The sequence below is a fragment of the Halomonas sp. YLGW01 genome (assembly GCF_014840935.1).
Taxonomy (GTDB): domain Bacteria; phylum Pseudomonadota; class Gammaproteobacteria; order Pseudomonadales; family Halomonadaceae; genus Onishia.
This window is the reverse complement of the sequence record NZ_CP062005.1, coordinates 1,786,908-1,811,212: the sequence shown is the minus strand read 5'-3', so window position 1 is coordinate 1,811,212 and position 24,305 is coordinate 1,786,908. Positions and strand designations below refer to the sequence as shown.

Here is a 24,305-nt window from a genome sequence, read left to right as displayed (position 1 = left end):
AGCACTCAATGACCGAACACGGCCCTCTGCTTGAACGCCTCCTGGCCGGTGAGTTCATCTGTGCGGTGAGCGACGAGAGCGCCTACCGCCGCCTACAGGACGACGAGGTTCGCGAGCAGCTCGATACCTACTTGCGCCCACTCAACCGTCGCCTGGCCACCAATGACGAAGGCAGCGTCTATTTCCTGGCCTGGCGAGCGCTCGACGAGGGCGCTCGCGAGCAGCTTTCGCGCCAGTTGGCGGACACCGTTAACAGTCTGCTGCCGATGCTGGAGTGGCTGCAGCTGGTGCAAGAGACGCTGGGTCGCGACGGCCTGGCCACTCCCGGTGACGTGCTCAAGCCCGCCGACTTCAGCTCGCGCTGCGAGGACAACCAGGGCTTGCGCGAGCGCCTCGAACGGCTGGCCACCGATCCCTTCTTTGGCTCGCAGAGCGACCAGCTCGATGCCCAGCTCAAGCAGGTTTTCAAGCGCCTGAAAGAGCACGGCTACCTGCTCCAGCCCCATGCCGACCGCCAGTACTTTGTGGTCACCGCCAAGATCGACTACCTGATCGACTTGGTGCGCTTCATCCGCGACGAGGAGAACCTGCCTGTGGATGACCAGGTACCGGTCAGCCAGGAGAGCCTGCTGTGAGTGATCGCGATTCCCACGCTCTGGAGAGCCGCCTGATCGGCACCGGCGTCGAGCGCCTGGCGCTGCTCGGCAAGCACGCCGAGGCGTTGATGGCCGGTTACACACGGGACGAGGTCCCCCTGGAAGGGCTCAGCACCACTGCCCTCAACCGATTGCTGGCGGCGCGCATTCTGTGGCGGCCAGATGAGCAGGGCGGGGTAAAGCTCGCCCCCAAGGTGCGCGAGTTGATCGCCGAGATGCTCGCCGATGAGACCCGGCGCCACGTCAACGCCGACGTGGCTGAGACCCTGGAGCTAATACGCACCCTGGTGCAGAGCTACCGCGAGGCCCGGGACGCCGGCGAGTACTGGCGCCAGGAGCAGCAGCTGCTGCGCCTGCGCCAGGAGGTAGATGACCTCAACGGCCGGTTTGCCGACGCCATCGACAGCCTGTGGCGGCGGCTCAACAGCGACTTCGGCTTCGTCAGCCGGCTGGGCGACAAGATCCGCGAGAATGAGCGCGCGCAGAAGCAGATCGTTCGCCTGCTCGACGGCCTGGAGTTGATCGACTTCCACGAACTGATCGAACTGGTGGGCGGCGATGGCGCCCTGCGCAAGCTGCTGGTCAGCGGTCTGCAGCAGCAGCTCACCCAGCACTACACCAGCCTGCGCGAGGTGCAGCGGCGCATGGTCGAGCTGATGGCGCGCTTTCGCCAGCAGCAGTCACGCAGTCGCCTGGTGGTCGGCATGGCCGGCTTCTTGCGTGAGCATCCGGGGTTTGTGCCCGGCAATTACGCCCGGCGCAGCGAGGTGCCAGCGCTGGTCAACCGCGCCGCGCCGCTGATCGCCGCCGGCGCCGCGGCCCTGGATCACCACGCCGATACGCGAGTGTTCGCTGAGTTGCTGCACCAGCTGCCGCGGCCTAGCCATCGCCCGGAACCGGTGACCGCCGCCGCTGCCGCCGCGCCCCAGCAAGACACTCTCGTCGCCGCGCGTCAGCTAGCACTCAAGGAAGATGTGGAGCGCTTTTATCTTTCGGTGGTGGACCGCGGCGGTGAGGGACTCAGCGCCTTGGAGTACCTGCAGGAGAGCGAGCTGGCGTGGAGTGAGGAGATCTGGCTCTTCCAGGTGATTGCTGAGTTCCAGGGCCTGCCCAGAAACGAGCAGCGCGCCTTTCGTCTTGGCCAGCAGGAGAGTCAGGCCAGCCCCTTCAACCACTTGCGGTTGATCCATGATGTCAGCCTGGCGCTGAGGGGCGGGGTATGAACCTCTCGTCGCGTGTGCGTAACCTGCTTCGCGACGCGGGCCAGGCGCTGCGCAGCGCGCCCAGCGTCGAGAAGCGGCGCAGCAAGGTGGTGAACGAGGTCGTGGCCTGGTGCGAGGCGCACGATATCGAGCTCGGCCCGCGAATCTCCCATGCCCGCCTGCAGTTCGACCGTGAATTGCTCGCCTGGATTGACGAGACACTGGCCGCTCTGGGTGAGCCAGCCATCGCGGCCGATCTTAGCGGCCTGACCTCCGCCGAGCAGGCTCACCTGGGAAACCGGGAAGAGAAGAGCGTCCGCGAGAAGCCTCGTGATCGGCGCGTATTGGCCAGCTTCCCTGCTGTTGCGGAGCCGCGACCGGGGCTTGCCTGCCGCCCCCGGGACTTCATCGACCTCGACTGGTGCGAGCTCGACCTCGACGCTTTCGACGTGCTGGTTCAGGTGGAGAACCTCGATGGCTTCTACGCCTTCGAGCCGACCATACCGGCTGCGTTGGCCAGCTGGTCCTGTCCACTGGTGGTTTACCGGGGTGACAGCCACTACGGCGGCGCCTTCGCCAAGGTGGCGGAAGCGTGGGCGGAGAGTGCCAGGCCCCACCTCTATCTCGGCGACTTCGATGCTAAGGGGGTGAGTATCGCCTTGGCTAGTGGCGCGACTCACCTGCTGCTACCGGAGCGCCAGGACCTGGCAGAGCGCGCACATGCTGGGCATCTACCGCCTGAGCAGCAACGCTACCAGAAGGCCCTGCGTGATCACGCCTCTCGCTTGCCCATCGATCATCCGCTGCCCGTTTACCTCGACATCCTGCTGCTTGAGCAGCGCGGTTTGAGGCAGCAGTGGTTTGGCGATGTTATGGAAAGCGTGCCTCTGGGTGAAGTGGTCCCCGAATTTCGGACCAGGCGCTAAGCTCTGATCAGACCGACCAGGAGACCCTGATCATGAGCAAGAAACGTCGGCATTACAGCGGTGAGTTCAAGGCCAAGGTGGCCCTCGCTGCGTTGAAGGGCGATGAGACCACCTCCGCATTGGCGGCTCGCTTTGAGATCCATCCATCCATGGTCAGCCAGTGGAAGCGTGAGCTACTCGATAACGCTGCCGATCTCTTCGAGGGTAGCAGCGGCAAAGCCGCGCAGAAGAGCCAGGAAGAGGTCGATACCCTCTACCGCGAGATCGGTAAGTTGACGGTGGAACGGGATTTTTTATCACGCAGGCTCGAGCGTTGAGCCGGGCGCAGCGCCGGGCCATGGTCGAGCCGCCGACTCCCGATACACCCAGCCTGGGTCGTCAGTGCCAGCTGCTGGGCATCAGCCGCTCATCGCTGTACTACCAACAGCGGGAGTGGCGGGCCGAGGATTTGGCGCTGATGCGCCTGATCGATGAACAGCACTTGCTGACGCCGGTCTACGGATCACGCCGGATGACCGTCCATCTCAATCGGCTGGGCCAGCGGGTCAACCGTAAGCGGGTCCGTCGCCTGATGCGTCAGATGGGACTCCACGCCATCTATCCGCGACCGCGGACCAGCCTGCCGGGAAAGGGGCACCGCATCTATCCCTACCGACTGCGCGGCCTGACGATCAACCGGCCAAACCAAGTGTGGGCGACTGACATCAGCTACATTCCGCTGGCACGTGGATTCATGTATCTGGTGGCAGTGATGGACTGGCACAGTCGTCGAGTGCTGTCGTGGCGGGTTTCCAACACGCTGGACACCGACTTCTGTATTGATGCCCTGGAAGAGGCACTGACACGCCATGGGTCGCCGGAGATATTCAACACGGATCAGGGCTGCCAATTCACTAGCCAGGACTTCACCGACGTTCTGGCGGCTCATGGCGTGACCATCAGCATGGACGGCAAGGGCTGCTACCGGGACAACATATTCGTGGAGCGACTCTGGCGCAGCGTGAAGTATGAGTGCGTCTACCTGAAAGCCTTCAAGGACGGGGCTCAGCTGAAACAGGAGCTGGGCCGCTACTTCACCTGGTACAACCAGGAGCGGCCTCACCAGGGACTGGACGATGCGACACCCGATGAGCTGTATTTCCCTCAACCACTGAACAAGGCGGCCTGACGCCGATGATGACCCGATCCGAGCTTAGATAGCCTGTCAGGTGGTCCAAAGAATGGGGTCCACTTCAAAGAATGGGGGCCACTTTAATATCAACCGATAGGCGCGGGAGGTCACGGTAAAACAGGTTGATGGCCGTGCCGCCTTTCAGTGCGAAAATTTCTTCTTCAGCGACATAGGGGAGGAGGCGTACGAGCAGGGCGACCTGCGCCTTGTAATCTTCACGCGCCATCAGCTGCCTCCGTTTTCGCAAACTCTTCCGGCACCATGATGCTGTAGCGCGGGTGTATCTTACCGCCTTTGACCAGAGCGCGGTCTCCGCTTCCGAGGTTGAATTCTTGCGGGTCGAGGCGCTTACGCCACGGGTGGTTGTGGCGGTCGGCAAAGACGAAGAATAGCCGCGTAACTTTAATCTTCCTGCAACTGTGCAACAAAGCAGTAAGCGTGCGCGGGCGAAGGGTTGTCAAACTCTCAAATACCATATCGAGATTGTGGAAGCTCTCATTGCCGGGCAATTCATCCATGATTTCCAGGATCGCCCGTTCGGGCGATGACATTTTTAGTTGCCAGTCCCAGGGTAGGGTCGGCGGTCTCAAGTTCCAAGCGCAACGCTATTGAAGGGTGCTCGGACCGCCGACGGATTTCTTGAGCACCTCGGCGTAGACTTCCAGTGGGGTTCGCCAGTCCAGTGTCTGGCGAGGCCGTGTGTTCAGTGAGTCGGCGATCTCGTCGAGCTCTTCCTGGCTGTAGACGGAGAGATCCGTGCCCTTTGGCAGATACTGCCGCAACAGCCCGTTGGTGTTCTCGTTCGAACCTCGCTGCCAGGGGCTATGCGGGTCAGCGAAGTAGATCGCCGTGCCGGTCTTCTGGGTGATTTCGGCATGTTTCACCATCTCTCTGCCCTGATCGTAGGTCATGGACAAGCGCAGCGATCGCGGCACCTCGTTTAGCTTGTCGCTGAAGCCAACGGCCGCTGCGGTGGCAGTGGTGCCATCCACTTTCGCCAGAATCACCAATCGCGTGGTGCGTTCCACCAGCCTACCGACGGCAGAGCGATTGTTGGCACCGATGATGAGATCGCCTTCCCAGTGGCCAGGCATCAAACGATCTTCGACCTCAGGCGGTCGCGCGTGGATGCTGACCAGATCGGGAATCTGGTTGCGCCGATCCGTGCCACGACTTCGTGGCCGGCGTTTGCCGTTGCCTTGTCGCAGGCAGGTGATGAGTTCCTTTTTGAGGCTGCCGCGGGGCATCACATAGAGCGCGTTGTAGATGGCCTCGTGCGAGACCTGTCGACGTGAATCGTTGGGAGACATGCGCTTCAGTGTGCGGGCTATCTGTTGCGGTGACCAGTACTTGCGCAGCAGATGGACCACGACTTCAAACAACTCCCCGTCGGGGTGCAGCTTGGGACGCCGACGGGGCCGATGGCGTGTCAGGCGAGCCCGGTAGCCTGCGAGGCTAGCATCGTAGCCATTGATGGAGTGGCGAGCGATTTCTCGCGACACGGTACTCGGTGCACGGCCCAGATGATGGGCGATAGCTCGGATCGAGTGAGTCGCTCTCATCATCATGATGGCGGCTCGGTCTTCAGCAGAAAGATGGCGATAGCAGTGGTTCATGGAAACACCGTACCTGATGGGTCACGTGTTGCACTTGGTCATTGAGACCGCCGAGCTTTGCCGTAATAAGAGAGCAGTGACAGCTGATACCGCGCTGATGTTCTCTCGTGTGTTCGGCAATACTGCGCAGTTCTGGCTGAGCCTTCAGCAAAAGATGGATATTTGGGAAGCGACTCACGACGCCAAGAGGCTCGAGCGTATCGAGAAAGCCCAGCCTTTAGAGAGGGCCCGATAGCACCCAAGGCGCCTCCAGGTCCAGGCCGAGGGTCCGAATCTGGGTGTCGACCATGCCATACCTCCTGTCTAAGTGGAGGCCATATCCTGGCCCAGGTCAGGTGGTGAATTTCACAACCAGCGACGAAGAGCCATCAAAACGCCGTTACTGGCGCCATAACCCACGAAAGGCACTAGCATGGGGGAGTGGGGCAGGTTGGCGATTTTGATAATCCTCCTCCTGTCATAAATGAGCAAGGAAAACAGTGGTTTATTGCAAAGCGATCTTATGACACCCGGCCATGTATGTTGTCGGGTGTCATCGTTTATGGGCCGGGCTGAAGAGATGGGCCACTGCCCACTCGTGGATAGCCTGCGCTACCATGGCCACACATTGATCGTTGGAGAGTCGCTGTGCCAGATATTCGCCTGCGTATCGAACTGCTGGATACCGACCCGCTGGTCTGGCGCCGTGTGGTGGTGCCGGAGCAGATCAACCTGCATCGTCTGCACCAGCTCATCCAGGATGTGATGGGCTGGGCTGATTGCCATCTCTATGAGTTCGAGTGCAATGGTCGCCACTACGGCGAGTCGGACGAGTGGAGCGATCGACCCATTGCGCTGGCACGTAACGCCAAGTTGAAGTCGCTGGCGGATCGCGCCAAGGGTGGCAACTTTCACTACCTATACGACTTCGGCGACGGTTGGGAACACCGTATCGTCGTCGAAGCGACGGGATTGGAGGAGAGTAATCCTTGCCCGCGGCTGGTCGACGGCGCCATGGCCTGCCCGCCAGAGGATATCGGTGGGACTGGAGGCTATGCGGCCCTGAAGGCGGCAACGGCCGGCGAGAAGGATGCATATGGCCAAGAGCTTCTGGAGGCTCTAGGTGGTGAGTTCGCTTCGGAGGCGCTGGACGAGGAGGAGATCGCCGACATGCTCGAGCCCTTTCAGGCGAGCTTTCGGCGTCTGGGTGACATGCCCCGCAAGCCACGCCCGACACAGGCACAGCCCCTCGACATGGAGCAGTCGCTAAATGCCCAGGGCATTCACAGCATCGAGGATCTGATGCAGGTCCTGCAGGGCGAGATCGACAAAAACCGTCAGTGAATCAACGGCCCGGTTGCCATGACCGGTTGAGCGTAAGACGTTGGCTTTCGCACGAGTCTAGTGGCCTGCGTGGCGGGTACGACGGAGGCCTATGGCTGCTTGCCGAAGGCGAGATGGGAGCTCTTCGAAAAGGCGACCGCAGGATATATGCTGAGTGAGCCGTGGCCGGTCAAGCCCACGGCGGCAGATAGTATCCGATGCGCCATGGAGCAGCTCAGGGTGCTCCATCCGGGGGGCGAGGATGGTGCTGTTCTTTGATGCCGTTGGCAACCGCCGCCTGTTCCAGTGCTTGGCTGATCTCGGCGATGGGCATCCCGATCATTGGATGGCGTAAGGGAAGACTGCCGTGGTGCGTGTGAAGCTGGCATCCGAGGAATTACCGAGAGTGGCAGGGCAGGGGAGGTGGCAGGAGAAGACCATACCTGCGACATTGGGTGCTTTTCGGCCGATGACGATAGAAGACTCGGCAGGTCGGGGAGCGACTTTTCAGTGAGCGGTTCGGCAGTGCAGGAAAGAAATCAGAGTGCCCTAAAGATGAGTCGCTCGACCGCGAGCCATGCAGCTCTTAGTGAGGATTGGCATAGTCTTGGAATCATCGAATGGAGTCATGAGGCTGATGCAATTTTGATGGAGTCGCTGGCGCTTTGCCGGGGCGCTCCGACCTGGCCGCGTGCTCTGCGATGGCCTACGCCACTTCATCTGGCCCACGCCGTGCGTGTGACGCGACTAGCGTGGGCCTGGCCCTGTTTAATGACGACGGCTTCCTGCAGTGATGTCTGGAGTTCGTCAAAGATGTTCATGTGGACCTTCAACTGTCGAGTTAGGTGTAGGGTCCTAATCACTGAAGCTGTTCTTCGGCAAAGGCGAGCAGCGAGCGGTAATCGCGGTTTCGGATGATTCCTTTAACGATCTCGGCATCGAGGTTTAGGTAGTCGTGAACGAGTGCGTTGCGTAATCCTATGACTTTGTTCCATGGTGTGTGGCTGTTGTCATAGCCCTGACTCTGAAGTTTTTGGAAGGTCTGGCGTGCATCACTGGGAACCACCATGGCAAGGGACTTCAGGCGTTGCTTGGCGATGCCGATACAGGCCTCTGTTAAAAGCTGGAGATTGCGTTCTGCGGCTCGGTATAGCAGTGCATTGAGGCCGCCAGGCTGGTGTTCTGCTTGGTATAGCAATTCCAGTTCTTCGGCGATGGTTGCCAGGTGCTCGCGCATGGCTTGAACGTATTCGGTTTCCATATATATGAGGCTCTACCTTTCAAGCATAGTGGTGTTGGTGATATTGATAATCAATCTCCCACATTGATGTGATCCGCTGCTCCTCACGAATAAGCCGAAGCTGATCTTTGGTATGAATGACCTGGCCAGTTCGAATGACCGCATGGGCCAAGGGTAGTGGCGCTAGGTTAATATCGATGATGGAGATTTGGCCTTCGTCAATGCCCAATGCGTCCTGCCAGGATTGGGCGAGTAACTCGGGACGCAGACGACGTTCCAGAGGGTCTTTCTCGAAGGTCTGAAAGGCCACTGCTAGGTCATAGTCGCTACCTGCTGTGGCGGTGCCCTTGGCGCGTGAGCCATAGAGCCATAGGACGGCGATGTCGTCGTTATGCGTCGCCAAGTCTGTCAGGTCTTTCAGGAGGGGCGATGGGACGGACATATCTTCACCTGCCTTGTATGGTTGGCCCTCAGTCTAGTGGAAAGAGCGATGAGTCCCTAGTACGCCGAGCCTGGTACCTCAGGACGATACGCCCATGTCGCTCATCGAATCCGAACGAGGCCCTCCTCATCGGTTTGCACGGCCGCCACAAACGGGAACTGGTGCTCAGCGGCGCGACCGCGCTTTCCCGGCCGTTCAACGCACAGGTAGGTGTCATCCAGCTCGATGCGTCCAGAGAGCTTCTCTCCTGGTTACGCTCGTGCATGACCTGCAGCAGCTTGTGTTTGAGCTTTCAGCATAACCACCGCGTGAACCCTCGCCCAATGCGGGCGGGGTGGTAAGTGAAGTGGACCCCATTCACTGGACCACCTGACAGGCGAGCTAAGCTCTGACCGGGTTGTCATCAGGCGTCAGGCCGCCTGGGTCAGTGGTTGATCGAAGTACACCTCATCGGGTGTTGCATCGTCCAGCCCCTGGTGGGGCCGCTCCTTGTTGAACCAGGTGAAGTAACGCTTCAGGTCCTCACGCAGGTGAGCGCCATCCACGAAAGCCTTCAGGTAGACACACTCGTACTTCACGCTGCGCCACAGCCGTTCGACGAAGATGTTGTCTTGGTAACAGCCCTTGCCGTCCATGCTGATCCGGACATCATGGGCCTCCAGCACCTCGGTGAAGGCCTGGCTGGTGAACTGGCAGCCTTGATCCGAGTTGAAAATCTCGGGCGGCCCATGGCGCGCTAGGGCATCCTCCAGGGCGTCGATGCAAAAGTCCGTATCCAGGGTGTTCGATACTCGCCAGGCCAGCACACGGCGGCTACACCAGTCCATGATGGCCACCAGGTACATGAACCCGCGAGCCATGGGGATATAGGTCACATCGGTCGCCCACACCTGATTGGGGCGATCGATGACCCGCCCCCGCAGCAGGTACGGGTAGATCCGATGGCCTTCCCCAGGCCGGCTGGTGCGTGGCCGTGGGTACACCGCCTGAAGCCCCATCTGGCGCATCAGCCGCTGGACGCGCTTGCGGTTCACCGGGTGGCCCAGACGGTTGAGATGAGTCCTCATCCGCCGTGATCCATAGACCGGCGTGCGCAGGTGTTCCTCGTCGATCAGGCGCATCAGCTCCAGGTCATAGGCTCGCAGTTCCTTGCGCCGGTAGTACACCGAGGAACGACTGATACCGAGCAATCGGCACTGGCGTCGGAGACTGATGTCGGGCGCCTGCGGCTCGACCAGTGCCAGGCGCTGGGCCCGGCTCAACGATCGAGCCTGCGTGACAAAAAGTCGCGTTCCACCGTCAGCTTGCCGATTTCACGGTAAAGCGTGTCGATCTCTTCCTGGGTCTTCTGGGCCGCCTTGCCATCGCCCTTGCCCTCGAAGACGCCGGTGGCGTTGTCTAGTAACTCGCGTTTCCACTGGCTCACCATGGTCGGATGGATCTCGAAGCGGGCAGCGATCTCCGACGTGGTCTCGTCACCCTTGAGGGCGGCGAGGGCTACCTTGGCCTTGAAGTCGGCGCTGTATTGCCTGCGTTTTCTGCTCATGATCGGGCTCTCCTGTCGGAATGATCAGAGCTTAGGTGTATGGTCCCGGGAAGTAGTGGTCAGGACTGTTATGAAATCTTTCGGGCTCATCCTGCCAGCGTTCAATAATGAAACCAACGGGCGTTTTACCTTTCAGCGCCCGTAATGGCCGAGCAGTGTTATAGGCCCATAGGTAGTCCTTCAGATGGGAGCTGAGCGCCTCCAAGGTGGCATAATGGAAGTTTCGTATCGTCGCTTCCTTGATCGTGCGGTTCATCCGCTCAACCTGCCCGTTGGTCCAAGGATGGAACGGCCGCGTCAGACGGTGCTCAATGCCGTGTCGATGACATACCACGTCGAACCGGTGCGGCTTATAGGCTTCAGTTCCTGGGCGTTTGGCGAATTGCGCGCCGTTATCTGTCAGTACGGTATGAACCCGATACGGCAGCTGCTGAAGGGTATCTTCGAGGAACTCAGCCGCCTGTTCTCGCTGAGCCTTGCGATAGAGCCGGGCATGTACGAACTTGGAGGTTCGATCAACGGCCACGAATAGATAGGCCTTGCCTTCTCCGGTGCGGACCTCACAGATGTCCATGTGTAGGTAACCGATCGGGTAACGCTTGAAGGACGACGTACTCGGCTTTTCGTCAAGTTGACGCGGTAGCTGGCTGATGTCGTGGCGTTTATACAGCCGATGCAAGCTGGAACGCGTCAGGTGAGGGATGAAGCGCTGCAACGCAAAGAGGCAGTCATCTAACGGAAGCCAGGTGGTGCGCCGAAAGGTCACCGCTGCGGCTTCCTCGAGGCCTGACAGCGACGTGGAGCTCGGCTGTTTAGGCCCCATACGCTCATCCTGGACAGACGTACGACGACGCCATTTGCGGACTGTTTTGGGGTTGAGGTTGTAACGCCGGCTCAACTCCGCGACCGAAGCTGACGATCGCTGTATGTCTTCTCGGATGGGGTGCGTGGTCTTGGCGCGTTGGTGAAGTACTTGAGCCATGGATCCTCCTCGGACAATGGTTCGTACCATGGACCATTACACTCCGGGACTAAACAACTAGTGTGGCGATTCTCAAGTTCGCATAATTAATCTGGCTTGTCGGTGCGACGATCAAGAGCTGATGCTGCTCGACCCACCGACGCCACTATCTCGTCAGCGGTTTTCCGCCATTGGAAAGGCTTGGGGTTCTCGTTATAGACCGTCAGGTAGTGACGGATGGAATCCTCCAAGTCCTTTACGCTGGTGTGCGCCTGACGCTTGATCCACCTCTCGCTGATCGTGGAAAAGAATCGCTCTACCAGATTCAACCATGATGCTGACGTTGGCGTGAAATGAACATGATAGCGGGGCCTCTCCGTCAACCAAGCCTTCACCTTATCGGTCTTGTGTGTTCCATAGTTGTCCAGGATGAGGTGGACATCGAGATCCGCTGGCACTGACCGGTCGATGGCGTTGAGGAACTCAAGAAACTCCGCACTGCGGTGCCGCCGCTTGAGGCGACCAATGACTTCACCTGTCGCAATATCCAGTGCAGCAAATAACGAGGTCGTACCATGACGCTTATAGTCGTGGGTACGGGTCTCGGGCTGCCCAAAGGTCAACGGTAAGCCTGGTTGGGTACGGTTAAGTGCCTGAATCTGGCTCTTTTCGTCAACCGACAGGACGATCGCCCGGTCAGGAGGATCCATATAGAGACCGACGACGTCATGCACTTTGTCGACGAAAGCCGGATCAGTAGACAGCTTGAACGTCTTTTCCATGTGGGGTTTGAGGCCGAAAGCCCGCCATATACGATGCACACTGGCCGGGGAAACCCCTGTCACTTTGCTCATGGAGCGCGTGCTCCAGTGGCTGGCATCTTCAGGCTTTTCATGGCGGACCCGATCAATGACTTCCTGAACCATGTCGTCGGAAATTGATCGCGGACGGCCACTACGAACTTCATCATTCAGGCCGTCCAGGCCATAGTCAGCAAAGCGACGACGCCACTTCGAGACCGTTTGTGCAGTGATGCCCAATCGCTTGCCAATAGACGTGCCAGGCTCACCGTCTTTGCAACCCAATATGATCAAGGCGCGAAGCCGCTCATCGGCAGCCCCTTTCCGAGCGGCTACTCGCCGATTCAGCTCAGCCAGCTGATCGTCTGTGACGGTTATCTGGGTGGCAGGCCGACCTCGCTTGGCCATGATACCTCCAGCAATAGCGCGGAATTCAGGTATCAGGATAGACTATATTTATATTGCCTACTTGTGAGACGCCACACTAGGTTCTGTCTGAAAAGTCTGCACGCAAACAACGGTCTATGCAGGCCAGGCATACCATCGCCTTGAAACTGCTGGCGAGCTTGTCATAGCGCGTGCAGACTCGGCGTAATTCCTTGATCCAGCCGATGCAGCGCTCGATGACGTTCCTTTCCCGGTAGCGAGGCTTGTCAAATCCCCTGGACGCCCCCGGCCGCGGCTTTCGGTGCATTTTGCGTCTGGCAATGATCGACTTCATCCGGTGGCGGTCGCAGTACCGGCGGAGGGAATCACTGTCGTAGCCTTTGTCCGCCACGATGTATCGGCAACGTTTACGTGGTCGTCCCACTCGCCCAGGCAAATGGACGTGCTCCATGGTGGGAATAAAGTGGCGGGTATCCGAATTCTGCCCCGGCGACACGGTGAACGTTAGTGGCCAGCCATGCCGATCGCAAAGCATGTGGATCTTGGTGGTCAGGCCGCCTCGGCTGCGCCCCAGCGCATGGTCTACAGGTTCTTTCGATCCCCCTTTTTGCCGCCTCCAGAGGCAGCCCGCGTGGCCCGGATCGAGGCGGAATCGACCATCCAGGTATCCAAATCCATCAGCCCATCTTCCCGTAGCTTGAGATGTAGCCGATTCAGGATAGCCTCGAAGGTGCCATCGTCTCGCCACTGCCGAAACCGGTCATAGACCGTCTTCCAAGGCCCATACCGTTCCGGGAGGTCGCGCCATTTGGCGCCTGAGCACAGGATCCAGAAGATCCCGTTCAGCACTTGGCGGTCATCTCGGCGAGGGCGACCCATTGGTTGGGGGGGCGAGACGATGTCCTTAATCATCTCCCAGCTTTGATCGGAGAGCTCGTAGCGTCCTGCCATGCGTCACCTATGCAGTTGCGGCATTGGTCACATTAGCAAATTCGACTTTTCGGACAAAACCTAAGTGTTTAGTCCCGGAGTGTAATGGTCCATGGTACGAACCATTGTCCGAGGAGGATCCATGGCTCAAGTACTTCACCAACGCGCCAAGACCACGCACCCCATCCGAGAAGACATACAGCGATCGTCAGCTTCGGTCGCGGAGTTGAGCCGGCGTTACAACCTCAACCCCAAAACAGTCCGCAAATGGCGTCGTCGTACGTCTGTCCAGGATGAGCGTATGGGGCCTAAACAGCCGAGCTCCACGTCGCTGTCAGGCCTCGAGGAAGCCGCAGCGGTGACCTTTCGGCGCACCACCTGGCTTCCGTTAGATGACTGCCTCTTTGCGTTGCAGCGCTTCATCCCTCACCTGACGCGTTCCAGCTTGCATCGGCTGTATAAACGCCACGACATCAGCCAGCTACCGCGTCAACTTGACGAAAAGCCGAGTACGTCGTCCTTCAAGCGTTACCCGATCGGTTACCTACACATGGACATCTGTGAGGTCCGCACCGGAGAAGGCAAGGCCTATCTATTCGTGGCCGTTGATCGAACCTCCAAGTTCGTACATGCCCGGCTCTATCGCAAGGCTCAGCGAGAACAGGCGGCTGAGTTCCTCGAAGATACCCTTCAGCAGCTGCCGTATCGGGTTCATACCGTACTGACAGATAACGGCGCGCAATTCGCCAAACGCCCAGGAACTGAAGCCTATAAGCCGCACCGGTTCGACGTGGTATGTCATCGACACGGCATTGAGCACCGTCTGACGCGGCCGTTCCATCCTTGGACCAACGGGCAGGTTGAGCGGATGAACCGCACGATCAAGGAAGCGACGATACGAAACTTCCATTATGCCACCTTGGAGGCGCTCAGCTCCCATCTGAAGGACTACCTATGGGCCTATAACACTGCTCGGCCATTACGGGCGCTGAAAGGTAAAACGCCCGTTGGTTTCATTATTGAACGCTGGCAGGATGAGCCCGAAAGATTTCATAACAGTCCTGACCACTACTTCCCGGGACCATACACCTAGGCTTTGTCCGAAAACTCGAATTTGCTAATGTCCTCTATGCCTCAGCAGCATAGGTGAGCCATGACAGGACGCTACGAGATCTCCGATAACGGCTGGGCTCTCATCGAGGATATCGTGTCGCCACCCCAGAGAACGGGGCGCCCCCGCCGCGATGACCGCCAGGTGCTGAACGGTATCTTCTGGATCCTTTGTTCGGGCGCCAAGTGGCGCGATCTTCCAGAGCGCTACGGTCCTTGGAAGACGGTCTATGACCGCTTCCGACAGTGGCGCGATGACGGCACCTTCGAGACCATCCTGGCGCGTCTCCAGCTCCGCTTGCGAGAAGATGGCCTGATGGACCTGGACACTTGGATGATCGACTCGACGTCGATTCGCGCCACCCGCGCCGCCTCTGGGGGCGGCAAAAAGGGGGGCACCAAGAACCCATAGACCATGCTCTGGGCCGCAGCCGAGGCGGCTTGACGACCAAGATCCACATGGTCTGTGACCGGCATGGATGGCCACTGACCTTCACGCTTTCGCCTGGGCAAGACTCGGATACACGCCACTTCATCCCTGCCATGGAACACGTTCATCTGCCTGGAAGCAGGGGCAGACCACGTAAGCGCTGTCGCTACATCGTGGCGGACAAGGGTTATGACAGCGATCCGCTTCGCCGCTACTGCGACCGGCACCGGATGAAGCCGATCATTGCCCGGCGCAAGATGAAGCGAAAACCGCGCCCTGGCGCCCAACGGGGCTTCGACAAGCCCCGTTATCGAGAGCGAAACATCATCGAGCGCTGCTTCGGGTGGATCAAAGAGCTACGTCGGGTCTGCACCCGCTACGATAAATTGGCCAGCAGCTTCAGGGCGATGGTATGCCTGGCGTGCATAGATCGTTGCCTGAGAGCAGACTTTTCAGACAGAACCTAGGCCAGCGTGGGGCTTTGATGTCGGATTGCAGCTGCCCCGTCGGCGTAGATTGCAAACATGCCGTCGCACTGATCCAGACCTTTCTTGATCAGTTTGGGCAGGGGACGGAAACATCCCAGACACGTCAGTCTCAATCGCAAGTTGCGCCGTCAGGAAAGGACGAGGTAGAAACACTCAAGCAGCAATGGAATCGCTGGATTGATCAATGGGAGCAGCCCCCGGCGGTATTGCCGGAGAGTCAATACGTCAGCGCTGAATATCGGCTAGGCCTGTTTCTGGAAAGCGGCCGGCTTGCTCATGAGCCAGTCTTGGCCGTGTCACCCGTGTGGTTGCGGCCCTCAAAGCAGCGGAGCCGCGGTAAAGGGTGGGTCTCGCCTCGTAGCATCGACGTGAGTGCCATGGGCCAGTTATTGCCGGTCCCCAAGTCCGGTTGGGAGCCTGAACAGGAAGAAGCGCTTGATCAACTTCTGCATGGCGAGGTGGATAGGCCCTGGCCGAGTACGCAGCATTCATGGACGTTGATCTCACAACCGTTTCAGGCGCGGGCGCTATGGGCACTTCTGGACAGTGCTACGCCACCGCTGTTGTTTTACGGTAAGCAAACAGGGCCTCAGCTGGAATATGGCGTCGAGTGTCGTTTGACGCCCAGCTGGCAGGTCGATGAGGAGGGGGTTCAGCACCTGCAGCCGTCGACGACGCCCTCTGACATGCTCTCGGCCGACGCCATCATCATCAGGGCCGGGCGCGAACTCTGTTACCTCGATCCCGCGCATGGCCAGTTTGGTCGAATGCACGGCGATCCCCGGCTGATGACTCTGCTGCGCCGGGCACCTTCACTGCCGCCTGAGATCAGCGATTGGTGAGAAGATCGGTTGCGCCAGTCTTCGGTGCTGACCGCCCAGCTGCCAGCGCCCAGTCGGGTGACGGAGCAGACGCTGGACGACGTGGCACCGCGACTCAAGGTGACCATGGTGGTGGCTGAAGGCCAAATTGGCTTCCGTCATGGTGCGCCGTTACCGCGTTGGATACAGACAGGGGCGGCGGTCGTCAGCTTTGACTATGACGGGATCGAGGTGCCGCCCGAAGAAGGCGAGGTCGCTAAGGGCTACCGAGACGGTCAGCGGCTGACGATAAAGCGCGATCCTCAGGCGGAGCTGGCCTTGGTGCGCGCCCTGCCGCCTGGGATGGTGACGCTGGAGCGGCTGGCCGAGCTGCAGAGGGTGCCGGACCATCTTGAATTGCCACCCTGGACGTTGCTGCTTCCCATCGATGACATGCCTCCGACCAGCGCAGAGGAGTGGCCGACCCACTTGGCGGACCCCGATGGTTGGTGGGACATGATCGCCCAGCTGCGTCAGGCGGGGTGCCTGGTCGTGTTCAGCGATGACTTTCCCGAGGAGCCAATCCGCCTCGAGCCGGAGAGCTGGCACGGCGAGCTGGAGCCAGCCGGCAACGGGTGGTTCGATCTGGCGCTGGATATCGAGGTGGCAGGTGAGCGTCTGAACCTACTGCCGATCCTACGCCAGCTGCTGACACGTGAGGATTTTCCGCTGGAAGCCGGCGAAGGGGAAACTGAAGATGCGACGTGGACGCTGAGCCTGCCGGATAACCGGCAGCTGGTGCTGCCGCTAGCCAAGCTGCGGACGCTGATGGCGCCAATCCTCGACTGGCTGGAGGATGAAAGCGATCCCGAGGCGGCGCTCGAGCTGCCACTGACAGCGGCGGAGCAGCTTGCGCCCTTGGCTGAACACGAACGCTGGGCGGGGCGCGAGAATGTGACCGCTTTGGCTCAACGCCTACGTGAGCTACCCGTCAGCTTGCCTCAGCCACCAGGCTTTGCCGGACAACTTCGCGACTATCAGGCCCGTGGCGTGGCCTGGCTGCGCTTTCTCTCCGAGCTCGGCACGGGAGGCATCCTCGCCGATGACATGGGGCTTGGCAAGACGGTTCAGGTGCTGGCACATGTACTCGATGAGCGTGCCCGCGGTGCGCTGGAAGGGCCAGTGTTGGTAGTGGCGCCTACCAGTCTGGTGGGTAACTGGTGTGCCGAAGCCGCACGTTTCGCACCGAGTTTGAAGGTGATCGCCTTGCAGGGCAGCAAAGCTCGGCGTCATCAGCAGATCGAGAAGACACTCCCCCAGGCCGACCTGGTAGTGACCACCTACCCGTTGCTGATTCGCGATGTGGCCCTGTTGCAGAAACAGACGTTTGGTCTATTGGTGCTCGATGAGGCTCAGGCGATCAAGAATGCGGCGAGCCAGACAGCGCACGCCGTGCGCGAGCTCACCGTTGAGCGGGCGCTGGCGATGACGGGGACGCCGTTGGAGAACCATCTGGGCGAGCTGTGGGCCCAGCTCGATGTCGTTGCGCCGGGGGCGTTGGGCAGCCAGCAATGGTTTGGGCAGCATTTTCGCACCCCGATCGAAAAGGATGGCGACGTCGCGCAGAGCCAGCGGCTCTCGCGGCGCATCGCGCCACTGATGCTGCGACGAACCAAGCAGCAGGTGTTGAGCGAACTTCCCGACAAGACCGAAAGTCAGCGCGAGATCACACTGACCGGCAGCCAACGGGAGCTGTACGAGAGCTTGCGCCTGGCCCAGCACCAACGGGTACAGCAGGCCATCGCCGAGCGTGGCCTGGCCGGCTCCGGTATCGTGATGCTGGATGCACTACTTAAGCTGCGGCAAGTTTGCTGTGACCCCCGTCTCGTCAAGCTAGACAGTGCGAAGAAGGTGGGCCGTTCAGCCAAGCTGGAGCAACTGCGCGAGTTGCTTCCGCCACTGATCGAGGACGGACGGCGCATCCTGGTTTTCTCGCAGTTCACCGAGATGCTCGGGCTGATTGGTCAGGCGTTGGAAGACGACCATATTCCCTACACGACCCTTACCGGCGACACCCCGGGCAAGACCCGCACCCAGCGGGTAGCGCTGTTCCAGCAAGGCGAGATTCCGGTCTTCCTGATCAGCCTCAAGGCCGGCGGTACCGGACTCAATTTCACCACGGCGGATACCGTCATTCACTACGATCCCTGGTGGAATCCCGCGGTGGAGGCGCAGGCCACCGGGCGTGCTCATCGCATGGGGCAGCAGAATCCGGTGTTCGTCTACAAGCTGGTATGTGCCGGCACCGTGGAGGAGCGCATTCTCAACCTGCAGGCGCGTAAGGCGGATCTGGCCGCCTCGATCCTGGCGGGTGGTAGTGAGCGGTCGAACGATGGCCCCCTATTCGATGAGGAAGATCTGGCGTTGCTTTTCGCGCCGGTGGAGTAGTGAGTGTGAGTCGCTCGTGTGCCTTCTGAAGGGAGCGTGGCATAAACGGTATCCGTGCCTGGCGGACTGCACGGGCGTATATGCTGACGGAAGGCCATGCCAAGGCCTGCCGCGTAATGTCCGCGGCATCTGTTGGCGGTACCTTTACCATCCCCCGCAGACGGCGCTGCATGACTGATCTTACCTAGTCATCGTGGACACCGATCTAAGCGATTATTCGGTTCTTGAAGGCCTCTGGGCTGATCGATAGCGTTGGGCGGGTCCGCTGGACGAGCTTTTTTTCTTTACGCATCAGGTAAATAGCGTAAAGCGGCAAGGTAAGGGGAGAGCGGCGTTTATGATAGGCTGCGGAGACCTTGACAGGAGGGCGCATGGCCACCAATCACTACGATACCGGCTACAAGGAACTGTTCAGCTACCCGGAGTTCGTTCATCAGCTGATTGAAGGCTTCGCGCCTAGCGAGATCGCTGAGCTGATGGACTTCAGCACCCTCAAGAACCACAGTGGCAACTATATTACGCCGCTGTTCGAGGAAAAGTTCGAGGATGTGGTGTGGTCTGTCGAAGTCACCTGGAAAGGCGTGACGCAGCGGGTATTCTTGTACATCCTGCTCGAGTTTCAATCTTCGGTGGATCGCACCATGCCGATCCGTCTGATGCACTACGTGGCCTGCTTCTACGACCACCTGCTCAAGACCCACGTCACGACGCCGAGTCAAGGGCTGCCGCCTGTGCTGCCCATCGTGCTCTACAACGGCTCGGAGCGCTGGACGGCACAGCAAGACATCTACGACATGGTGCAGCCTGAACCACCTGCCTTCCTACGGGTCTATCAGCCGCACCTGCGATACTATCTGATTGATGAGGGGCGCTATACTGCCGAGGAGCTGGGCCAGCGGCAGACCCCGCTGAGCGGTGTGTTCAGCATCGAGAATGCAGTGGGCAGCCGAGAAGCCCTACAACAGGCCGTCGATCGGATTGTGGGTATCATCCAGAATGATCCCCATAAGGAACGCACGGATGCCATCATCACCTGCTGGTTGAAGCGCCATCTTCGATGGCTTGGGGCTGGTATTAACCTGGAGCAGCTCAACAGCTTGGTGGAGGACAGAGACATGCTGGCAGAGAACCTAGAGAACTGGGCAAAGAAAGAGCGGATGGAAGGGCGACAGGAAGGGCGACAGGAAGGTGAGCAACGGCGAGCCGAACAGACAGCCCGAAACCTTATTCAGTTGGGCGTGCTGACTGATGAACAGATCGCGGAGGCAACTGGCCTCGCGTTGGCGGATGTTCAAGCCCTGGGTGGCCAGAATTAAGTGCTGAGAGCACTTTCCCATCCTGTCCGGCAAGCAGTCTCTGAACTGACCTCATCGGCGTGCCTACCGATGCTGTCAAGGAGCATCGGATGTGAACCAGGACCCATCGCCGATGTCCTGCCTCGGACTCACCCTGGTCGATACCATGCCAGGGCCAGCACAGTACCGCTGACCCTGGTACCCGCTTCCGGCTCAGCTTCTGGAAGCGGTCTTGATATCGTGCTGGCGATCGCCCCGATGAACGAGTCAGCGTAGCGTGTCGACGACCTAGCACATGGGCACGCCCCAGAGCAGGTGGAGGCCAGGCGTGAGCGTTACCTGACGACGACACTGATTGCTCAGCACCACACAACCCGCTGTCGGTCCAAGGAGTACAAGCCATTTTGGTCCGCTGCAACGCTCCAGACTATCGCCGTTGACCACGTTGTCATTGAAGCTGCCCCAGTAGGCTAGGGCCGCGATCTGGCCTGGCAGCCACGATGTACCGGGTGCTCAAGACCCACACCATACCGTTAGGCGTCGATACGGGAACCGGGTGGTCGACCACGAAGGCCCAGCGTTGATATGGAAACAGAACCGGGAGCGGTCAGTGGCCCAGAGCGTTCGATGTCGATGGGCAGGGCGTGGCGGATCAGCGGGTTGCGATAATTGCCCTTATCGGTCACGACTCCTCAAACAATGGGCTATTAAGGGTTCTTCGTCACTTCATATGGATTTGGTGTGATCCAGCATGCGCCCCACGGGGCTACCGATCAGGTAGATCATGGCGATGAAGTTGGCCTCGTTCCGGTAGCCGCGTGCACGTGACCTGGCTGCCTGGAACAGACCGCTCATGCCTTCCAGACGCGCGTTGGTCAGGCCGGAGAGCCAGCGCCTCACCACCTGCTCGGCATGTCGTGCCAGCGTGTTCAGGGCTTTCGCCATCGGTTTCAGGAGCGCGTTGTCGGCCACCGCATCGCGCATCACGTTCAGGTAGTGGGTGATCCGCCAGCGAGCGCCCCGTGGCGTCGACGCCTGCTGGATCCACCTCAGTTTCTCCTTGATGATCCAGGCATCCGCCGTGGCGCTACGGTCGCTCACCAGTTCCTGGAGGGCGGTGATCTGGTTGGCCGTCAGGGTGCCGGCCTCAGTGTTCTTCAGTACCGCCCAGCGCAGCGCCTTGGGGTGGGCTTGCTGACGTCGCTCGCGCTTGCGGACCTCGTCCAGGGCCTTGGAGAAAATCTGCACGATATGGAACCAGTCGACCGTCACCTCGGCGTTAGGCAGGTACTCGGCCACGCCGTTCAGGAAGACTTGGGACATGTCGCAGACCACTTCGACCACGCTGCCCGGGTCGCCGCCGTGCTCGGCCAAAAAGGCGCCGAGGGCCTCGATGGCGGCCTTGCCATGACCGGGCACAGCTAAGATCACGGGCTCGTGCTGACGCTGCATATCGAGGAGCACGGTGACATAGCCCTGGCCGGGGCGTGAGGCCGTCTCATCTAGGCCGATGGCCTCGACCTCGGACAGGTCCAGCTGGCCCAGCATCCCCCCACGTAGTGATGCACGATGCGCCACAAGCGCTTGTCGGAGATCTCCATCTGCCGGGAGACGGCCAGCACCGGCATCTCCTTGATCAGCGACATGGCGGCTTGCTCGAACAACAAGGTGAAGTCGCTGCCGGGCCGTGCCCAAGGCACCTCGATGCGCTTGACGCCATGCTCGGGACACTTGGTGCGCGGGACGCGCGCATGCAAGTAACAGTGGTGCTGGAAGAAGTTCAGGTGCCGCCAGGTCTTGTCGGCGAAGTCATGGGCCGGGCAGGCCTTGCCGCACTCTGGGCACGGGTAGAGGCTGCCTCGCTCGGCCTCGACATGGAGGTCCAGGCGGTGGGGCGACACGGAGGTATCCAGGTGCTGGTCCTTGAGAACCCAGGGCGCTTCCAGGCCTAGGCCGAGGGTCAGAATCTGGGTGCCGTCCATGCTCTACCTCCTGTCCATGTGGAGGTCATAACCTGGCTCAGCTCAGGGGCTGAATTCCACACTCATCGGCGAAGAGCCCCGATATGGACCGATGAACTGGCACGATTCCTGATCATTGCCAGTGTCTTGCTTGCGGCGGGGGCTGTCTGGGTCGAGGGCGGCCACATGCGCGTAGCACTGATCGAGCGGCTCCTGCCGCGGTCCCTATGCCGTTTGCTCAACGTGTATCAGTGGCTGCTTACCCTCTGCCTGGCCGTCGGCGGTGCGGTGGTCAGTTACCAGTACGCGCTGTCGGTCTCGATGTTCACGAGCTCGGGGCTGGGCATCAGCCGCACCATCCCCATGCTCTCGGTCCCCATTGGTTTTGCCCTGCTGGCATGGCAGGCGCTGCTCTATGGGCCGGCCCCGCTCAAGACGCTCACGGAGGAGGTCGAATGACACTCACCATGCTGGGGGTCTTCCTGGCCCATGTGTTGCTGGGAGTGCCCCTGTTCATCAGCCTGCTGACGACGGCCTTGGTGGGGTTCCTGTTCGTGGACTTCAGCATGGTGCCGCAGCAATTCTTCAGCGGCATCAATGTGTTCTCGCTGATGGCGATACCGTTGTTCATCTTTGCGGGTAACCTCATGAACGCCAGTCGCCTGACCGATCGGCTGATGGGGTTGGCGCGGCTGTTGGTCGGCCATTTTCGCGGTGGCATGGGGCACGTCAATGTCGTCTCGAGTGTGTTCTTCGCCGGGGTGAATGGCTCTGCTGTGGCCGATACGTCAGCGCTCGGCTCGCTGCTGGTGCCCGCAATGCGCAAGGATGGCTATTCCACCGCATTCGCGGCGGGTCTGACGGCGGGTAGCTCGCTGATTGGGCCGATCATTCCGCCCAGTATCTTCATGATCCTCTATGCCTCTCTTACCAACACTTCCGTGGGTGACCTGTTCCTGGCGGGCGTGATACCCGGGCTGATCCTGGGGGTGGCCTTCATGGGCATGAATGCCTGGTATGCCTGGCGGCACGGGATGACCAAGCAAGGAAGCTTCCCCTCGGCACGAGAGCTGGGCATCGCGGCATTGGGCGCCTTCCCGGCGTTGGTGGCACCTTTCATCATCGTGGCGGGTATCGTGATGGGGTTTGTCACGCCAACGGAGTCTGGGGCGCTGACAGCACTCTATGTTGCCCTGTGCGGCATGGTGCTTGGAAATCTGAACCTGAAAGATTTCTGGAAGGCGATTGTCGAAACCACACGCCTCACGTCGGCTATCTTCCTGATCATGGCCGCGTCGGCAACGATCAGCTGGTTGCTGTCCTATGCCCAGGTGCCGTCCCAGTTTGTCGAGTTGCTCACGCCTTATATTTCGCAGCCCATTGTCATTCTGCTGATGCTTAGTGGCATCACGTTCGTGACCGGTATGTTTATGGAAGAAGTCTCGGCCCTGATGTTATTGACGCCGATCTTCTCGCCGGTAGCCATGATGGCGGGTATCGATCCGGTGCACTTGGGGATCATCATCACGCTCAATATCACCATTGCGCTGATCACGCCGCCGATGGGGGCGTGTGTCTACGTCGCAGCCGCAGTGAGCCGGCTTGAAATCGTATCGCTGTTTCGCACGATCTGGCCCTTTGTGCTGACAGCCATTGGGGTCCTTTTGATACTAATCGTGTTCCCGTCTTTGACGCTGTGGTTGCCGACGGTCCTGGGGTAAAGAAAAATGCCAATGACGACAGAAAAAGAAGAGGCCAAGGCATCCTTTGCGACGCCGATTCCTCACGTGGCGGAGCCTGATTGGTCGACCGTGAGCCGTATTCCTATCAGGGAGTGTGACGAATCGTTGATGCCTCTGGGTCTGGCACCCCTGCCCATTAAGGTGTTCCCGGTATATGCCAAGCAAGGGGTGCCTGGCGCGATCGATGAGTGCTACGTCAAGGAGACCACCTATCGCCGCCTTCTCGAGGTGGCGCGCGCTCTTCCCGACGGAATGGGGCTGGTGGTGCTGGATGGCTGGCGGCCCTGGCGTGTACAGCAATACTTGTTTGATACCCTCTACGAATCATTGAGAGCACATCGCAGCGAACTGAGCGAGGCTGAGCTGACGACCCGTACCCGAGAGTTTGTGTCAGTGCCCAGCCGAAGTCAGCAGGCACCCAGTCCCCACCTGACCGGTGGGGCGGTGGATGTCACGCTATGTGATGCCGACGGGATATTGCTCGACATGGGTACATTGTTCGATGAGGCGGTGAGGGAGTCTCACACCGATGCGCTGGAATGCCTCGAGGCCCCCACAGAGCGACAACTGGCTGCTCGGGACAATCGACGCCTGCTATATAACGCCATGATCGCGCAAGGCTTCACGAATCTCCCTAGCGAGTGGTGGCATTACGATCTGGGTGACCAACTTTGGGCATATCACCGAGGGCAAGCGGCCGCCTGTTACGGGCCTGCCGAGCTGGAGACGGTCGAGAACCGCTGGCGACGGCAGTTATAGATAACGAGCTGATTTCGTTTCGGGTCTCGCCTGATTTTCCACGCGGGGTCTGGGAATTGCTCTAGGATTCCGAATGATCGAGTTGCGTGAAAG

The 24,305-nt window shown here is 59.9% G+C and carries 22 protein-coding genes and 3 pseudogenes; 14 read left to right on the top strand and 11 right to left on the bottom strand.

Translation table 11 applies throughout. The features are described from left to right. Positions 1 to 8: 8 nt before the first annotated feature. The 4 genes from IEJ03_RS08425 to IEJ03_RS08410 all read left to right on the top strand — a co-directional run bounded on the left by IEJ03_RS08425 (position 9) and on the right by IEJ03_RS08410 (position 3,952). Positions 9 to 635 (top strand): hypothetical protein, encoded by a 627-nt coding sequence (locus IEJ03_RS08425; protein WP_192037250.1) that lies wholly within the window; start codon positions 9 to 11, stop codon positions 633 to 635. Further along, positions 632 to 1,879 (top strand): hypothetical protein, encoded by a 1,248-nt coding sequence (locus IEJ03_RS08420; protein ID WP_192034418.1) that lies wholly within the window; start codon positions 632 to 634, stop codon positions 1,877 to 1,879. The genes IEJ03_RS08425 and IEJ03_RS08420 overlap by 4 nt, the downstream gene beginning before the upstream one ends. Further along, on the top strand, positions 1,876 to 2,784 hold the full coding sequence (locus IEJ03_RS08415) for a hypothetical protein (protein ID WP_192034417.1): 909 nt from the start codon (positions 1,876 to 1,878) through the stop codon (positions 2,782 to 2,784). The genes IEJ03_RS08420 and IEJ03_RS08415 overlap by 4 nt, the downstream gene beginning before the upstream one ends. 32 nt (positions 2,785 to 2,816) lie before the next feature. Next, positions 2,817 to 3,952 (top strand): IS3 family transposase gene (locus tag IEJ03_RS08410; RefSeq protein ID WP_242457907.1). Its coding sequence is split into 2 segments (ribosomal slippage): positions 2,817 to 3,087 and positions 3,087 to 3,952, totalling 1,137 coding nucleotides; the frame shifts between segments, so codons are not numbered across the junction. A 76-nt stretch (positions 3,953 to 4,028) separates the two neighbouring features. Here the strand turns inward: IEJ03_RS08410 and IEJ03_RS08405 are convergent. The 3 genes and pseudogenes from IEJ03_RS08405 to IEJ03_RS08395 form a co-directional block, all read right to left on the bottom strand. Next, positions 4,029 to 4,181: pseudogene (locus tag IEJ03_RS08405) on the bottom strand (nucleotidyl transferase AbiEii/AbiGii toxin family protein); the annotation flags it as partial. Further along, on the bottom strand, positions 4,171 to 4,506 hold the full coding sequence (locus IEJ03_RS08400; RefSeq protein ID WP_242457906.1) for a type IV toxin-antitoxin system AbiEi family antitoxin domain-containing protein: 336 nt from the start codon (positions 4,504 to 4,506) through the stop codon (positions 4,171 to 4,173). The pseudogene IEJ03_RS08405 and the gene IEJ03_RS08400, both read right to left, overlap by 11 nt. 54 nt (positions 4,507 to 4,560) lie before the next feature. Continuing rightward, on the bottom strand, positions 4,561 to 5,523 hold the full coding sequence (locus IEJ03_RS08395) for an IS30 family transposase (RefSeq protein ID WP_242458110.1): 963 nt from the start codon (positions 5,521 to 5,523) through the stop codon (positions 4,561 to 4,563). A 46-nt stretch (positions 5,524 to 5,569) separates the two neighbouring features. Between IEJ03_RS08395 and IEJ03_RS08390 the strand changes: the two genes are divergently transcribed. Together IEJ03_RS08390 and IEJ03_RS08385 are read left to right on the top strand one after the other, a co-directional pair. Next, positions 5,570 to 5,806 carry a HigA family addiction module antitoxin gene (locus tag IEJ03_RS08390; RefSeq protein ID WP_192034413.1) on the top strand — a complete coding sequence of 79 codons (237 nt, stop codon included), beginning with the start codon at positions 5,570 to 5,572 and terminating at the stop codon, positions 5,804 to 5,806. A gap of 392 nt (positions 5,807 to 6,198) precedes the next feature. After that, a complete protein-coding gene (locus IEJ03_RS08385) occupies positions 6,199 to 6,894 on the top strand; it encodes a plasmid pRiA4b ORF-3 family protein (protein WP_192034411.1) in 696 nt (231 codons plus the stop codon). An 838-nt stretch (positions 6,895 to 7,732) separates the two neighbouring features. Here IEJ03_RS08385 and IEJ03_RS08380 read toward each other — a convergent pair. From IEJ03_RS08380 to IEJ03_RS08350, 7 genes and pseudogenes are all read right to left on the bottom strand, one after another. Then, positions 7,733 to 8,134 carry a DUF86 domain-containing protein gene (locus IEJ03_RS08380; protein ID WP_202884356.1) on the bottom strand — a complete coding sequence of 134 codons (402 nt, stop codon included), beginning with the start codon at positions 8,132 to 8,134 and terminating at the stop codon, positions 7,733 to 7,735. Positions 8,135 to 8,153: 19 nt separating this feature from the next. Beyond that, positions 8,154 to 8,555 carry a nucleotidyltransferase domain-containing protein gene (locus tag IEJ03_RS08375; protein ID WP_192034409.1) on the bottom strand — a complete coding sequence of 134 codons (402 nt, stop codon included), beginning with the start codon at positions 8,553 to 8,555 and terminating at the stop codon, positions 8,154 to 8,156. Between the two features lie 119 nt (positions 8,556 to 8,674). After that, positions 8,675 to 8,847: pseudogene (locus IEJ03_RS08370) on the bottom strand (IS1595 family transposase); the annotation flags it as partial. Between the two features lie 118 nt (positions 8,848 to 8,965). Next, a protein-coding gene (locus tag IEJ03_RS08365) for an IS3 family transposase (RefSeq protein ID WP_192034407.1) occupies positions 8,966 to 10,101 on the bottom strand; the annotation gives its coding sequence in 2 pieces (ribosomal slippage) (positions 8,966 to 9,828 and positions 9,828 to 10,101; 1,137 coding nt in all). A 31-nt stretch (positions 10,102 to 10,132) separates the two neighbouring features. Then, entirely contained in the window at positions 10,133 to 11,083 is a 951-nt protein-coding gene (locus IEJ03_RS08360; protein ID WP_192034402.1) for an IS481 family transposase, read from the bottom strand. An 86-nt stretch (positions 11,084 to 11,169) separates the two neighbouring features. Further along, positions 11,170 to 12,270: an IS630 family transposase gene (locus IEJ03_RS08355; protein ID WP_192034405.1), complete on the bottom strand. Its 1,101-nt coding sequence runs from the start codon at positions 12,268 to 12,270 to the stop codon at positions 11,170 to 11,172. Between the two features lie 76 nt (positions 12,271 to 12,346). Further along, a protein-coding gene (locus IEJ03_RS08350; RefSeq protein WP_192034403.1) for an IS5 family transposase occupies positions 12,347 to 13,200 on the bottom strand; the annotation gives its coding sequence in 2 pieces (ribosomal slippage) (positions 12,347 to 12,858 and positions 12,858 to 13,200; 855 coding nt in all). Positions 13,201 to 13,321: 121 nt separating this feature from the next. Here IEJ03_RS08350 and IEJ03_RS08345 point away from each other — a divergent pair. The 5 genes from IEJ03_RS08345 to IEJ03_RS08325 all read left to right on the top strand — a co-directional run bounded on the left by IEJ03_RS08345 (position 13,322) and on the right by IEJ03_RS08325 (position 19,771). Next, positions 13,322 to 14,272, top strand: a complete 951-nt coding sequence (locus IEJ03_RS08345) for an IS481 family transposase (protein ID WP_192034402.1) — start codon at positions 13,322 to 13,324, stop codon at positions 14,270 to 14,272. Positions 14,273 to 14,332: 60 nt separating this feature from the next. After that, a protein-coding gene (locus IEJ03_RS08340; protein ID WP_192034401.1) for an IS5 family transposase occupies positions 14,333 to 15,186 on the top strand; the annotation gives its coding sequence in 2 pieces (ribosomal slippage) (positions 14,333 to 14,687 and positions 14,687 to 15,186; 855 coding nt in all). 17 nt (positions 15,187 to 15,203) lie between these two features. Continuing rightward, positions 15,204 to 16,049, top strand: coding sequence for an SWIM zinc finger family protein (locus IEJ03_RS08335; RefSeq protein ID WP_192034400.1), 846 nt, complete (start codon positions 15,204 to 15,206; stop codon positions 16,047 to 16,049). A gap of 9 nt (positions 16,050 to 16,058) precedes the next feature. Continuing rightward, positions 16,059 to 18,455, top strand: a complete 2,397-nt coding sequence (locus tag IEJ03_RS08330; RefSeq protein ID WP_192034399.1) for a DEAD/DEAH box helicase — start codon at positions 16,059 to 16,061, stop codon at positions 18,453 to 18,455. Positions 18,456 to 18,826: 371 nt separating this feature from the next. Continuing rightward, complete coding sequence (locus IEJ03_RS08325; RefSeq protein ID WP_192034398.1) at positions 18,827 to 19,771, top strand: Rpn family recombination-promoting nuclease/putative transposase; 945 nt, start codon at positions 18,827 to 18,829, stop codon at positions 19,769 to 19,771. Between the two features lie 705 nt (positions 19,772 to 20,476). Here the strand turns inward: IEJ03_RS08325 and IEJ03_RS08320 are convergent. Beyond that, positions 20,477 to 21,732 (bottom strand): annotated as a pseudogene (locus tag IEJ03_RS08320) (ISL3 family transposase). 18 nt (positions 21,733 to 21,750) lie between these two features. Here IEJ03_RS08320 and IEJ03_RS08315 point away from each other — a divergent pair. From IEJ03_RS08315 to IEJ03_RS08305, 3 genes are read left to right on the top strand one after another with little or no spacing between them, the layout of a single operon-like run. Next, positions 21,751 to 22,170 (top strand): TRAP transporter small permease subunit, encoded by a 420-nt coding sequence (locus IEJ03_RS08315; RefSeq protein ID WP_242457905.1) that lies wholly within the window; start codon positions 21,751 to 21,753, stop codon positions 22,168 to 22,170. Further along, a complete protein-coding gene (locus IEJ03_RS08310; RefSeq protein ID WP_192034397.1) occupies positions 22,167 to 23,432 on the top strand; it encodes a TRAP transporter large permease in 1,266 nt (421 codons plus the stop codon). The genes IEJ03_RS08315 and IEJ03_RS08310 overlap by 4 nt, the downstream gene beginning before the upstream one ends. A gap of 6 nt (positions 23,433 to 23,438) precedes the next feature. Continuing rightward, positions 23,439 to 24,212, top strand: a complete 774-nt coding sequence (locus tag IEJ03_RS08305; protein ID WP_347400975.1) for a M15 family metallopeptidase — start codon at positions 23,439 to 23,441, stop codon at positions 24,210 to 24,212. Positions 24,213 to 24,305: the final 93 nt, after the last annotated feature.